We start from the raw sequence: 13517 nt of genomic DNA on the forward strand, positions 1-13517 counted from the left end.
AGCTGCAGCCCCAGCCCCGCGCTCCGAACCCGAGAAGGTCTATCACTTCGTTAATTCCTCAGACGCCGGCGGGGCATCCGCCCCTTGGCTGGTCCTCGATTTCCAGTCCACTGCGTTCCCCGGAAATCTCCGGCGGCCGCAGTCGCGGCCTAGTCGCTACGCTCTCTCTATCAGTTCCTCAAGCGCCGGCGGGTCATCCACCCCCTTGTACGTCCCTCAATTTCCAGACCGCAGCCAGCGTTCGGCCAGCTTCGTGATGGCGGCGTCTTCCTTGTCGGCAGCCATGGCGTTGTTCAAAGCGTCCAGCACGCGGCTGTCCCCCTTGCGCGAGGCCACGGCGATACCCGGCCCATGCAGGCCGCCGGTGATCCCGGGGCCGAACGTGGAGAGCGTTCATGGCCATCCGTGCCCTCCAGGAAGGGCTGCCACCCGGTCATGTCCGCCAGGTGCGGCGTCCACACGTCTGGTCGCCAGGTCCAGCGACAGGTTCTGCAGCGTGTCGTAACGGCGGATGGTGATGGTGTCGCCCAGGTAGGTGTCCAGGAAATTGGCGTGGATGGTGGCCACCTGCACGCCCACCGTCTTGCCCTTCAGCGCCGCCTTCAGCTTGTCCATCGCCTGGGTCGAGGCCTCGTCCATGTTGGCGATGTCCAGGCGCTGCAGGCCGAAGTCGATCTTGGTCAGCGGGCTGTCCTTCAGCGTCACGAAATAGGCCGGAGTCAGCACATAGGGCGCGGTGAAGTCCACCGCCTGGCGGCGTTCGTCGGTGGCCGACATGCCGGCCAGGATGACGTCGTACTTGCCGGCCTGCAGGCCGGGGATGATGCCGTCCCAGGCCTGGGCCGCGATCTCACACTTCACGCCCAGGCGCCGGCAGATGTCCTTGGCCAAGTCGATGTCGAAGCCCTTCAGGGTGCCGTCAGGCTCCGCCACGTTGAAGGGCGGATAGGCCCCTTCCGTCGCCACGTGCAGCGGATCGGGCACGCCCCGGTCGGTCACGGTGGGCGCGCCGCCCGTGCCGGACGGCTTGCGCCCCACCGCCAGATAGGCGCCAACGGCCACGACCAGCACGGCGACCAGGCCCAAGACCAGCTTCTTCATGAAACCCCCTACGAAACCAATGATGGGACGGTCCGGATCGCCACCCAGTGTCGAGCCCGTTACGGATCGGCCGCCGCTCTTTGTTACCAGTATGCCTTAAGTGCCCCGGGCCAGGAATTGCCGGCAGCGGTCGCTGCGGGGGTTGCCGAACACCTCGTCGGGGGTCCCCTCCTCCTCCACCCGTCCCTGGTGCAGGAACAGGACGTGGGAGGAAACGTCGCGGGCGAACGCCATCTCGTGCGTCACGATCAGCATGGTGGCGCCCTCGTCCGCCAGTTGGCGGATGACGCGCAGCACCTCGCCCACCAGTTCCGGATCCAGGGCCGAGGTCGGCTCGTCGAACAGCATGACGCGGGGCTGCATCGCCATCATGCGGGCGATGGCGGCGCGCTGTTGCTGCCCGCCCGACAGCTGGCTGGGGTAATAGTCCTGGCGCTGGCTGAGGCCGACCTTGTCCAGCAGGGACTTGGCGCGGTCCACCGCCTCCGCCCTCGGCACACCCAGGACATGCACCGGCGCCTCGATGACGTTTTCCAGCACCGTCATGTGGGTCCACAGGTTGAAGCCCTGGAACACCATGCCCAGGCGCTGGCGGATGCGGTCCACCTGGCGGCGGTCGGCCGGCACGGCCTTGCCCCGGCGGTCGCGGCCCATGCGGATGAGTTCGCCATTCACCCAGACCTGGCCCTCGTCCGGCGTCTCCAGCAGGTTGATGCAGCGCAGCAGCGTGCTCTTGCCCGAACCGGAGGAGCCGATGAGGGAGATGACGTTGCCGTCCCGCGCCGTCAGGGAGACGCCCTTCAGCACCTCCGTCTCGCCGAAACGCTTGTGCAGATCCCGCACGAGGATGGCCGTGTTGGCCTGATCGTCCGCAGCGACAGCCGGCGATTGCGTCATAGGACCCCGAAATTCGTCCGGCCCTGCCGGACCTTCTAAAACGTGGCGCCGGCGGCGCGGCGATGAACCCGCGCGCCCGCCGGAACCGGAATGGAGAAGGGGCGCTGCCCAGGGGCAACCCCGAAGCCGGCAAAACTACCGTGCGGCGCCCGGGACGGAAAGAGGTTTCCTGTCGCGCCCGCAAGGCCAGTGGCCGCCGCAAGGCTGGCATCCGTGGCCACCGGCGGCGATGCAGCCCCCGCCAAACGTGGTAGTGTGACCCCAGCGTTCATCATCAGGCCCGTCCCGCCCCCATGAGCACCGGCATCCAGCCCGCGGCCAACCGCAGCACCCATTTCCTGTTCGACCACAAGGTCTTCACGGTCGAGGGCTGCCGATTCATCCTGTCCAAGGGCAATGACGAGCCCGTGATGTGCATGAAGCTGGGCAAGCTGGATGTCGAGGTGCCCATCGAGAAGCTGTGCGCCGAGTTCGGCATCCAGCCCAAATCCTTCGACGGCCAGCTGCTGACCATGGCGTCCAAGGGCCTGCAGTACGTCCGCGAGATCCGCCCCGGCGACACCATCCCCAACGAGCTGATCGACGGCACCGCCAGCTGGCGGGTGGAAGAGCGCCACTACAACCTGGCCCGCGCCCGCCTGACGGTGCAGCTGGTCACTTGGCTGACAGGGGGCGAAACGGTCATCTCCAGCCCCGAGCAGCTGGAACAGGTGGCGGAGGATCCGAACACCAAGGCCCGCGTGCACGAAGCCTTCCGCATGATCGCCAACCGGCTGTCGCTGGCCGGCGACCCCGAGGAGGAGATCGGCCTGCACATCGACATGCTGGCCAAGGAACTGTCCTACATCGAGGCGCTGCGCGAGCGGGCGCTGACCCTGCACACCGTCCGCCAGGGATTGGAGACGGCGCACCGCATCTACAAGGCCGAGCGCCTGGTCAAGGAAGAGATCGTGCGCATGCAGACGCTGTCGCTGCCGCCCATCACCGACCTGGAGGCTCGATTCGCCCAAGTGGACGCGCAGACCGGCGAAATCCTGGCCATGCTGAAGAAGTTCGACCAGAACATCAGCTATATCCGCGAGATGCGCGACGACCTGCACCAGTCGCTGCTGCCGTGGGACGAGGTGCTGGACGGCTGGAAGAGCATCACGGTGGAGAAGAGCCCGGCGCTGGAGGCGCTGATGAAGCGCACCTACCACTTCCTGGCCAAGCGCTACAGCCAGGCCACGCAGTGGCGGCTGGCGACGCGGCCCGCGCCGCGCTGATTTGTTCCTCAGGCGCCGGCAGTCGCGGGCTAGTTTAGTTCGGAGAATCAAGACGTGCAGGGTGCCCGGCGCGATAGCGCCCCAGGCCGCGACTGCGGCCGCCGCAGATTTCCGGGGAACGAAGTGGACTGGAAATCGAGGATGAGCCAAGGCGCGGATGCGCCGCCGGCGTTTGAGGACAACTAAAAACTTAGCCGCCACAGTTGCAGCTATCGGAGCCGCAAGGGCCCGGGGCCTTGCCGGCGGCGATCTGGCGGCGGCGGAGGGCACGGCGGAGGGTGGGGCGCAGGACCCAGGCCAGGGCCAGGAGGACGATCAGGCCGACGACGATCTGCTGGAGCATCACGCCCACCCCAGGCTGGCGGCGACGTGGTAGGTGGCGAGGGAGGCCAGGTAGGCCAGGGTCATCATGTAGACGAACATGATGACCGGCCAGCGCAGGGAGTTCGTCTCCCGCCGCACAACGCCCAGGGTGGAGGCGCACTGCGGCGCGAACACGTACCAGGCCAGGAAGGACAGGGCGGTGGCCAGCGACCAGCTGTGACCCAGCGTGTCCATCAGCGCCGACACGTTCTCCTCCCCCCCGCCGACGGCGTAGACGGTGCCCAGGGCCGCCACCGCCACCTCGCGCGCGGCCATGCCGGGGATCAGCGCGACGGTCATCTGCCAGTTGAAGCCGATGGGCGCCACCAGCGGCTGCAGCCAGTGGCCGACCATGCCGGCGATGGAATAGTCGATCGCCGGTTCCGTCGCCCCCTCCGGCGCGCCGGGGAAGGAGCTGAGGAACCAGATCAGGATCATGATGCTGAGGATGGTGGTGCCGGCGCGCTGCAGGAAGGCCTTGGCCCGCGTCCACACGCCCATCACCAGGTTCTTCACGTCCGGGACCTTGTAGGCCGGCAGTTCCATCAGGAAGGGTTCCACCGTGCCGCGCCACACCAGGCGGCGCATGACGAAGGCGACCAGCAGCGCGCTGAGGATGCCGGCGGCGTAAAGGCCGAACATCACCAGCCCCTGCAGGGAAAAGGCGCCGCCCACCGTCCGGTCCGGCACGAAGGCGGAGATGATCAGGGTGTAGACCGGGATGCGGGCGGAACAGGTCATCAAGGGCGCCACCATGATGGTGGCCAGCCGGTCGCGCCGGTTGTCGATGACGCGGGTCGCCATGATGCCCGGGATGGCGCAGGCGAAGCTGGACAGTAGGGGGATGAAGGCGCGGCCGTGCAGGCCCGCCCCGCCCATGATCTTGTCCATCAGGAAGGCCGCGCGCGGCATATAGCCGAAATCTTCCAGCAGGATGATGAAGGTGAACAGGATGACGATCTGCGGCAGGAAGACGACGACGCTGCCCACGCCGGCGATGACGCCGTCGGTGATCAGGCTGCGCAGCAGGCCGTCCGGCATGGCGCCGTTGATCCAGGCGGACAGGGCGTCGAAGCCGGCCTTGATCCCATCCATCACCGGCTGCGCCCAGGTGAACACCGCCTGGAACATGAAGAACAGGATGGTCAGCAGAATGGCCAGGCCGGCCACCGGGTTCAGCAGCACCGAATCCAGCCGGGCGGTCCAGGTGTCGGGCCGGGTGGGCGGACGCACCGCCAGCTTGATGATGCGTTCGGCTTCGCGGTGGGTGGCGCGCACCTCCTCCGCCGAGGGTTCGTGCCAGGTGTTGCCGGCGCCGGTGGCGGGAACCAGGCCCTCCGCCGCCGCGTCGATGCGCTTGAGCAGGTCGACGGTGCCGGCCTTGCGCACCGCCACGGTGGGCACCACCGGCACGCCCAGTTCGGCCGACAGGCGGTCCACGTCGATCTCGATGCCGCGATGCCTGGCGATGTCGAACATATTGAGGGCCAGCAGCAGCGGCCGCCCCACCATCTTCAGCTCCAGCACCAGGCGCAGGACCAGGCGCAGGTTGGTGGCGTCGGCCACGCAGACCAGCAAGTCGGGTTCCGCCTCGCCCCGGAAGCGGCCCAGCACCACGTCGCGCGTCACCTCCTCATCCGGGCTGCGGGCGCGCAAGGAATAGGTGCCGGGCAGGTCCAGCACCTGGACGCGGCGTCCCTCCGGCGTGAGGAAGCTGCCCTCCTTGCGCTCCACCGTCACGCCGGCGTAGTTGGCCACCTTCTGGCGGCTGCCGGTCAGGGCGTTGAACAGGGCGGTCTTGCCGCAGTTCGGGTTTCCAACCAGGGCGATGCGCGGCGCGCCCGTTTGAAGGGTGGAGGTGACGGCGTTCATGAACGGACGTCTTCGGTGATGACGCGCAGGGCGGCAGGCGCGGCCTGGCCGTCCGGCCGCCAACGGGTGATCAGGATGGCCTCCGCCTCGCGGCGGCGCAGGGCCACGCGCATGTCGTCCACCCGGACGGCGATGGGATCGCGGCCGAACAATCCCTCATGCAGGATTTCCACCCGCGCGCCTTCGACAAAGCCGATCTCCAGCAACCGGCGCTCCAGCTCATCCGGATCCAGGCTGTCGTGCAGGGCGCCCGCCAGGCCTACCCGCACCACCCGGCCCACCTCCCCCTTCGCCACCCGGCTCAAGGGAAGGGCGTCGGCGGGAAGGGCTTCCCTGGCGGTGTCAGGAACAGCCTGTGCGGCGGTGGAGGGAAGGGGACCGTGCATTCGCCTGACGCCTCGGGCCCGTCGCCGGACCCCGGAAAAGAGGGCTGCCTCGGGTCCTCCCGAGGTATCCTGGAAATTAATAGTTATTCTCAGGCCTCGACACAAGGTATGCGGACGCGCGGCCCGGGGTCGCAGGACGCGCCTTGATGCCCCTAGCGCCGCACGCAACCGTCCAGACCGTCGCGGGCGACGATGGCGGCCCGCTGCTCCAGCACCCCGATGCGCCGGGCGACATAAGGGCCGGGATGCCTGGCGTTCCACTTGCGCGGGCTGGGCAGCACGGCGGCCAGGCTGGCCGCCTGCATGGGCGAGAGCGCGCTGGCCGGCACGCCGAAGTAGGCCTGGGCCGCCGCCTCCGCCCCATAGAGCCCGTCACCCCATTCCACGATGTTCAGGTACATCTCCAGGATGCGGCGCTTGCCCCAGATCAGCTCGATCAGTTCGGTGAAGCCCAACTCCACCCCCTTGCGCAGCCAGGTGCGGCCGGGCCAGAGGAAGGCGTTCTTAGCGGTCTGCTGGCTGATGGTGCTGGCGCCGCGCAGCTTGTGGCCTTCCTCATCCTCGTCCATCGCCGCGTCCACCGCGTCCCAGTCCACGCCGTGGTGGCTGCAGAAGCGGCTGTCCTCCGCCCCGATGACGGCGCGTTGCAGGGCGGGGGCGATGCGCTCCAGCGGCACCGGTGTCCAGCCCCGGGCCGGCGCGCCCTGCACCCGGCGGATCAGCATCAGCGGCGTGCCCGGCGGGTCCATGACGGCATAGAGGCAGACCCATGCCAGGGTGAGGGCCACCCCCGCCAGCAGCGCGTATTGCGCCCAGCGGAAGAGGCGCCGTAGCATCGCCCGGCTTTGGGGCCGCCGGCCGGCGCCGGCCTTCGCCGGCCCGCCTGCTCTGGGGCCTGAATTGGGGCCTGAATTAGGAGAAGATCCGTCCATGGCCTATACGCTGTTCTATTTCCCGGGAAATGCCAACCTGGCGCCGCACATGGCGCTGGAGGAACTGGGCGTGCCCTATGAGCTGGCGCTGCTGGACCGCGCCGGGGCGGAGCATAAGTCCGCCGCCTACCTGGCCCGCAACCCCACGGGCCGCATCCCCACCCTGCTGGCCCCCCACCCCGACGGCGGCGACGAGACGGTGTTCGAGACGGCGGCCATCCTGCTGCACCTGGCCGACAACCACCCCGAGTCCGGCCTGGCGCCCGCCCCCGGCACGCCCGGCCGGGGCCGCTTCCTGACCTGGCTGTTCCACCTGACCAACACCATACAGCCGGAATACCGCGTCTTTTATTATCCCGAGCAGCATGTCACCGACCCGGCCCACGTGGCCGACGCCAAGGCCACGGCGGAACGGCGCCTGTGCGAAATGTTCGCCCTGGTCGACCGCGAACTGGCCACCCGCCCCTACATCGCCGCCGACCAAGTCACCGTGGCCGATTTCCTGCTGCTGATGCTGGTGCGCTGGGGCCGCACCTTCACCCACCCGCCCCGCGACCTGCCCCATGTCGGCCGCCTGTGCGCCGAGCTTCTGGCCCGCCCGGCGGTGCAGCGCGCCTTTGAGCAGGAGGGCCTGGCGGCGCCGTTTGTTTAGGAGCTGATCTACGGGGATTAATGATCGTCAGCGAGGAACGATTATCCCCAGCCTAAGCGTCAGCTTTCAGCCCCTTGCTCATTTTGGTGGCTATGTTCTGCGCAGACATTAAAGCCTGGGCGAATTTGGGGTCACTCTCGGCAAATTCACGAGCGCCATAATGGCCGACAATGATGTTCTTGAGGCGAGTCCGGTCGGGGTTCCCCTGCAATACCGACAACAGATATTCCAGCTGGGCGACCACCGACGCGAATATCTCGAACGTTGGCATCTCGCTCAATCGTTCGCGCGCGAGGTTCAGCGCGTACTCCACAGTTTCTGTAGCCGTCATTGTTCCTATTTCCTAATTACTGCGGCGTCGAGCCGAACGCCGATTTCTGCGTCGAGAAGAGCTGCGTTGCGCCGCCCTCTGTCGGGAATGATTGCCCCTTGACCGACCAGAAGTCATCCACGGCAGCCGAGGTGCTGCGTAGGACGGGCACCGCTTGCGTGGTGGTGTAGGTGTTCAGGATTTTCGGTTCGATGGTTTGTGTCGCACGGTTGAAGCCCAGCGGGCTAATGCCCAGTTCAGTGGGCTGAACAGAGGGATTCATGGAATACCAGTTTCCCTGTGGGGCTCCAGGGGCTTGATACTGATAGAGCGTTTTGCCGGAATTCAGCGTCTGCACATCCACCGGCTTGGTGAAGTCGATACCGGTCATGTAGGAGGAAATGTTTTCCTTCGGCACGCCTTGGGCCTTAAAGAAGTTAGTGGCCGTTTCCTGTCGGCCGCGAATATTGATGTCCTGATTAAGATCGCCTGTTCGGCCGAATTTCTCGTTCAGATAAGCACGGCGGTCAGGATCAGGAACTTGGGCCTTGGGCGGAGGCCCGACCTCCGGCTCGGGCAGCGGTTTGGGCTCAGGCGTAACAGGCTCGGCACGCGCACCCAACGAATCAAAAGATGAGACCGTCGGCTGCGGTTCCTCAGCAACCATAGGCTTCCGGCCGCCCGAGGACGGCTTCATCTTGGTCACCAGGGCCAGGATGGCGTTGATGGTCAGGATGGTCAGGCCGGAGGCCGTGCGTTTCGCCGCCAGGTCCAGGTCGTGCCCGGTCTTGGCGGTGGTGGCCATGGCGATGCCATGGCCCAGGTCGTTCAGGCCCTCGAACACCGACCATCCGACCATGGCGTAGCCGATGGCCAGCAGGACCACATCGATGGCCTCGCCATAGCCGGCCAGGTGGCCACCGGCCCACACCACCAGGAAGCCCGCCAGCCAATAGACGGTCTCCAGCGAGAACAGGCCCTTGGCCGCTTGCTGCATATCCCGGGGCAGATAGGGGATGGACCGGCGCAGCGTGGCGGCCACGCGATCAGTGACCGACCATTGCGCGGGCTCGCCTGGCGGGTCCTCATTCGCCTGTCCCGGCCGGGGTGGCGGGTGGAGATCGGGGGCCGAGACGGAAGGAATGGCCCGGGGGATCAGGAAGGCGCTCAGACTTCCGACGCCGAGGGCGCGCAGGGCGCGGGCGAGCAACTGGCTGTCGGTGACGCGAAAATCGACGCCGTCCACGATTCGGCGCAACCGCTGGCGCCCCAACGCATCCAGGCCGTTGAGATAGCGGGTGACGCGGGGGTCCTGCCAGACCGGAACGCCGGCGACGCCCAGGGAATAGCGCCGCATGGATTGGGGAATGCCCCGGGTGGGACCAATCAGCAGGCGGCCCTCAGGGATCTCGGCGTCCAGCCATTCCGCCGCCACCTGGCACGTCGTCTGAGTACCGCCCATGAAACTGTCAGGCACCGCCGCCCCCGCGTTCCACTCCGCATCCAAAGGCCACACACGAGGCCCGTAGCGTGAATTAAGACGCGGCGGCGCACGGGAAAGGGGCATACCCCGACAGGGCATACGCCTTTTCGCCAAGCGCCACCCGTACCGCTTTTGTTCATGAAATGCCGCGAGTCGCCGTCTATACTCCGGCGCCATGACCGACCCCTTCCCCTCCTCCCCGCCGGCCAAGCCCCCGCCCGCCAGCCTGGTGTCAGCCCCCACCGGCCCCCGGCGCCTGCTGGTGCCGGACGCGCCCGCCCTGGTGACGGGCGCCCGCCAGGCGGTGTGGCTGAGCCCCGATGGCGAGGTGGAGGTGATCGACAAGGGGGAGGCGGCGCGGCGCGCCGCCGCCAAGCCCCACCTTCTGTGCCATGCCCGCGCCACCGCCCGCCGCCTGGGCACCGACCGGCTGATCCAGGGCTATGACCTGCTGGAGCTGTACGCCTTCGTGCGGCCGGCCACCTTCTGCCTGCCCACGCCGCGCGGCCTGGCCCTGGCGCTGGGCCTGCCCCGCCCGGATGACGCGGAGGCCGGAGCCCTGACCCTGGTGCGCGCGGCCGAGGCGCTGCTGCGCGAGCTGATGGGGCCGGTGGACGACCAACGCTCCGACCCCGTCGGCCTGGCATGGGCCATGGGGGCGGAAGGCCAGGGTGGGGGCTGGCTGTGGTCGCCCCTGGTGCTGGCGGCCCTGGGCGCGCCGACGGGACCGGAGAAGTCCCGCTGGCGCGGCGGCGCCATCCGTGCCTACCAGGTGTGGGCCGGCCTGAAGGAATGGCAGGCGGACGCGCCGGAGCCGCCGCCCGGCCATTTGCCGGTGGAACCCGCCGAGGCCCGCCGCCGCCTGTCCGACCTGGTGATGAGCGGCAGCCAGGCGGAGCCCCGGCCGCAGCAGTCGGACTATGCCAGCGCCGTCTCCACCGCCTTCACCCCCCGCGACGTGGAGGGGGAGCCCAACCTGGTGCTGGCGGAGGCCGGGACGGGCGTGGGCAAGACCCTGGGCTATCTGGCGCCCGCCACCGTGTGGGCGGAGAAGAACAAGGGTCCCGTCTGGATCTCCACCTACACCCGCCAGCTGCAGCACCAGATCGACAAGGAGATGGACCGCCTGCATCGCGACCCCGCCGTCAAGGCGCGCAAGGTGGTGATCCGCAAGGGGCGGGAGAACTACCTGTGCCTGCTGAACCTGGAGGAGGCGGCGGGCATCGCCACCGCCAACCCCCAGTACGCCGTGGCCATCGGCCTGATGGCGCGCTGGGCGGCCGCCACCCGCGACGGCGACATGCAGGGCGGCGACTTCCCCGGCTGGCTGGTCGATTTGCTGGGCAAGGGTCGCACCCTGGCCCTGGCCGACCGGCGAGGGGAGTGCGTCTACAGCGCCTGCGCCCACTACACCAAGTGCTTCATCGAGAAGAGCGTGCGCCGCGCCCGGCGGGCCGACATCGTCATCGCCAACCACGCCCTGGTGATGATCCAGGCGGCGCTGGGCGGCGGGGACGACGCCTACATCCCCACCCGCTATGTCTTCGATGAGGGCCACCACGTCTTCGACGCCGCCGACAACGCCTTCGCCGGCCACCTGACGGGCTTCGAGACGGCGGAGCTGCGCCGCTGGCTGCTGGGGGCCGAAAGCGGTGGGCGCAGCCGGGCGCGCGGCCTGCGCCGCCGGGTGGAGGATCTTATCGGCGGCGACGACCACGCCAGCCGCCTGCTGGATGAGATCGCGCGCGCCGCCCGCCTGCTGCCGGGGGAAGCCTGGCCGCAGCGCGTCGGCGGGGGGGAGCCGGTGGGGCCGACGGAGGCTTTCCTGGCCCAGGTGCGCGCCCAGGTCTATGCCCGCGCCCACGGGCCGGACAATCCCTACAGCCTGGAGGTGGAGGTCCAGCCCCTGGTGGACGGGGTGCTGGAGGCGGCAGAGGCGTTGTCGTCCGCCTTGGGCGAGCTGTCCGCCCCGCTGGAGGCCTTGGCCGACCGGCTGCGTGAGCGGCTGGACGACGAGTCGGATGAGCTGGAGAGCGACACCCGCCGCCGCATCGACGCCATCGCCCGCAGCCTGAAGCGCCGCTCGGCCAATGAGATCGGCGGCTGGCGCCAGATGCTGGCTGCCTTGGGCGAGGAGACGCCCAACCGGTATGTCGACTGGTTCGGGGTGGAACGGCAGGACGGCCGCGACCTGGACGTGGGCATGTACCGCCACTGGGTGGACCCCACCTGGCCGCTGGCCCAGATCCTAGGCGCCCAGGCCCACGGGCTGGTCATGACCTCCGCCACCCTGACCGACGGCACGGGTGACGTGGAGGCCGACTGGCAGGCGGCGCACGTCCGCACCGGCGCCATCCACCTGCCCCGGCCCGCCCTGCGCGCCCAGGTGCCGTCGCCCTTCCACTACGCCAGCCAGACGCGGGTGCTGATCGTCAACGACGTGCGCAAGGACGATTTGGCCCAGGTGGCGGCGGCCTATCGCGAGCTGTTCCTGGCGTCCGGCGGCGGCGCCATCGGCCTGTTCACGGCGGTGCAGCGCCTGCGCGCCGTGCATGAGCGCATCGGCGCGCCGCTGGAGGCCGCCGGCCTGCCGCTCTTGTCCCAGCACCTGGACGGGCTGGACGTGGCCACGCTGGTCGACATCTTCCGGGGGGAGGATAACGCCTGCCTGCTGGGCACCGACGCGGTGCGCGACGGCGTGGACGTGCCCGGCCGGTCGCTGCGCCTGATCGTTTTCGACCGCGTGCCATGGCCGCGTCCGGACATCCTGCACAAGGCGCGGCGCGATTATTTCGATCGCACCGCCCGGCGGCGGCACTACGACGACATGATCACCCGCCTGCGCCTGCGCCAGGCCTTCGGCCGCCTGGTGCGCCGGGCCGACGACACCGGCGTGTTCGTGCTGCTGGATCCCATGATGCCCAGCCGGCTGAAGGGCGCCTTCCCCGGCGGGGTGGAACCGCAGCGCGTGGGACTGGCGGAGGCCGTGCGCATCACCCGGGACTTCCTGCACGTGCCGGGCGGCCCGCCGGACCTGGCCCTGCCCCCCGTGATGGCGCCGGCCCTGCCCAAGCCGGCCGGATTGGACGGCGACCCCTGGGGCGACGAGCCCTTTCACCTGCAGGGCTTCGATTTGGAGTGATGCGCGCAGCCGTGGGCGGCCACATCCGTGGCCTTATCCTCGGTTTCCAGTCCACTGCGTTCCCCGGAAACCTGCGGCGCCCGCAGTCGCGGGCTACAGCGGCATGAGCAGACCCTCATGCCGCCGACATTAATTCCTGGTCAGGTTTCCGATCAGGCCGACGTAAGCATCCCGGTCGGCTTTATGCCGACGTCAGGATCCCTGTCGGCTTTACGCCGACGTGAGCATCGACGTGTAGATCGCCCAGGCCGTGGCGACGCTGACGCCGCCGGCGCGGGCACCGGCCGCCAGCATCTCGGTGGTGGGCTTCAGGGGGGCCCGGGTGTGGCTGACGACCGCGACATCGGCGATCCGGCCGTCGCCGCCGCCGCCCAGGCTGAAAAGGCCGGCGCTGTGGCTTTGGTCGTCGCGGTGCGATGCGTCCAGCAGGCTCATGGTCCCCGTCCTCCGTCGATGAAAAATAAGGGCGGAGACGCAAGAGCGATGCCACTTCGAACCACTTCTATTCCCAAAGGGTAGAGTCGGCTTTCTCCTAAGGAATAGGCGGCATTCCGTTTGCACCCCGTCGACAGTCACAAAATTTCAACGCAGGTTCCTGTGTCATTTTGCGACGGCAGCCGCAGACCTCGTCTCAAAATGCGACTTCCGCATTTTCTCATCCTGCTCGCCGGGGAAATGCACTAGGGTCGGGCCCAAGATGGGGGCGACGATCATGAGCGACTTGATTTTCCACATGTGCCGGGCGGACGAGTGGCTGGCGGCGTTGGCCGTCGGCGCCTATGCCGGGTCCTCCCAGGACCTGGCCGACGGCTTCATCCATTTCTCCACAGCGGCGCAGATCGTGGAGAGTGCCGCCAAGCATCGCGCCGGCCAGACCGGGCTGCTGATCCTGACGGTGGACCCGGGCCCCCTGGGCGACGCGTTGAAGTATGAGCCGTCGCGCGGCGGTCAGCTGTTCCCCCACCTCCACGGGCCGCTGCCCGTGCCGGCGGTGCTGCGCGCCGACCCCCTGCCGCTGGGCGACGACGGTCGCCACGTCTTCCCGCCCCAGTGCTTGAAGGGGCCGTGTGATGAGCCTTGGCTAACGCCTCGCCCGCCCCGTCCTGTTCGCCAT

13 protein-coding genes are annotated in these 13517 nt (G+C 68.6%); 4 read left to right on the forward strand and 9 right to left on the reverse strand.

Features of this window, described 5'->3' with window-relative positions; translation table 11 throughout:
* Positions 1 to 393: 393 nt before the first annotated feature.
* Together I55_RS12480 and I55_RS12485 are read right to left on the reverse strand one after the other, a co-directional pair.
* On the reverse strand, positions 394 to 1101 hold the full coding sequence (locus I55_RS12480; RefSeq protein WP_049974060.1) for a transporter substrate-binding domain-containing protein: 708 nt from the start codon (positions 1099 to 1101) through the stop codon (positions 394 to 396).
* A 96-nt stretch (positions 1102 to 1197) separates the two neighbouring features.
* Positions 1198 to 1998 carry an ABC transporter ATP-binding protein gene (locus I55_RS12485; RefSeq protein WP_044560906.1) on the reverse strand — a complete coding sequence of 267 codons (801 nt, stop codon included), beginning with the start codon at positions 1996 to 1998 and terminating at the stop codon, positions 1198 to 1200.
* Positions 1999 to 2291: 293 nt separating this feature from the next.
* Between I55_RS12485 and I55_RS12490 the strand changes: the two genes are divergently transcribed.
* Entirely contained in the window at positions 2292 to 3263 is a 972-nt protein-coding gene (locus I55_RS12490; RefSeq protein ID WP_044560907.1) for a hypothetical protein, read from the forward strand.
* 190 nt (positions 3264 to 3453) lie between these two features.
* Here the strand turns inward: I55_RS12490 and I55_RS37025 are convergent, their stop codons facing one another.
* The 4 genes from I55_RS37025 to mtgA form a co-directional block, all read right to left on the reverse strand.
* A complete protein-coding gene (locus I55_RS37025; RefSeq protein ID WP_159107181.1) occupies positions 3454 to 3606 on the reverse strand; it encodes a hypothetical protein in 153 nt (50 codons plus the stop codon).
* The gene (gene feoB, locus I55_RS12495) at positions 3606 to 5498 is read right to left on the reverse strand and encodes a ferrous iron transport protein B (RefSeq protein WP_044560908.1); all 1893 of its coding nucleotides are present in this window, start codon (positions 5496 to 5498) and stop codon (positions 3606 to 3608) included. Before feoB ends, I55_RS37025 begins: the two co-directional genes overlap by 1 nt.
* Positions 5495 to 5884, reverse strand: a complete 390-nt coding sequence (locus I55_RS33020) for a FeoA family protein (RefSeq protein WP_049974061.1) — start codon at positions 5882 to 5884, stop codon at positions 5495 to 5497. The genes feoB and I55_RS33020 overlap by 4 nt, the downstream gene beginning before the upstream one ends.
* A gap of 152 nt (positions 5885 to 6036) precedes the next feature.
* Complete coding sequence (gene mtgA / locus I55_RS12505) at positions 6037 to 6720, reverse strand: monofunctional biosynthetic peptidoglycan transglycosylase (protein WP_044560909.1); 684 nt, start codon at positions 6718 to 6720, stop codon at positions 6037 to 6039.
* Between the two features lie 94 nt (positions 6721 to 6814).
* Between mtgA and I55_RS12510 the strand changes: the two genes are divergently transcribed.
* Complete coding sequence (locus tag I55_RS12510) at positions 6815 to 7468, forward strand: glutathione S-transferase family protein (protein WP_044560910.1); 654 nt, start codon at positions 6815 to 6817, stop codon at positions 7466 to 7468.
* A 52-nt stretch (positions 7469 to 7520) separates the two neighbouring features.
* Here the strand turns inward: I55_RS12510 and I55_RS12515 are convergent, their stop codons facing one another.
* Complete coding sequence (locus I55_RS12515) at positions 7521 to 7799, reverse strand: immunity protein Tsi6 family protein (protein ID WP_044560911.1); 279 nt, start codon at positions 7797 to 7799, stop codon at positions 7521 to 7523.
* A 16-nt stretch (positions 7800 to 7815) separates the two neighbouring features.
* Positions 7816 to 9255 (reverse strand): polymorphic toxin type 46 domain-containing protein, encoded by a 1440-nt coding sequence (locus I55_RS39015; protein WP_199902572.1) that lies wholly within the window; start codon positions 9253 to 9255, stop codon positions 7816 to 7818.
* A 181-nt stretch (positions 9256 to 9436) separates the two neighbouring features.
* Between I55_RS39015 and I55_RS12525 the strand changes: the two genes are divergently transcribed.
* On the forward strand, positions 9437 to 12403 hold the full coding sequence (locus I55_RS12525; protein WP_083901058.1) for an ATP-dependent DNA helicase: 2967 nt from the start codon (positions 9437 to 9439) through the stop codon (positions 12401 to 12403).
* A gap of 210 nt (positions 12404 to 12613) precedes the next feature.
* Here the strand turns inward: I55_RS12525 and I55_RS12530 are convergent, their stop codons facing one another.
* Positions 12614 to 12838, reverse strand: coding sequence for a hypothetical protein (locus I55_RS12530; protein ID WP_044560912.1), 225 nt, complete (start codon positions 12836 to 12838; stop codon positions 12614 to 12616).
* A gap of 277 nt (positions 12839 to 13115) precedes the next feature.
* On the opposite strand from I55_RS12530, the gene I55_RS12535 reads away from it, so the two are divergent.
* On the forward strand, positions 13116 to 13517 hold a 402-nt coding region (locus I55_RS12535), incomplete at its 3' end, for a DUF952 domain-containing protein (protein ID WP_083901059.1).

The organism is Azospirillum sp. B4 (genome assembly GCF_000333275.1).
GTDB lineage: Bacteria > Pseudomonadota > Alphaproteobacteria > Azospirillales > Azospirillaceae > Nitrospirillum.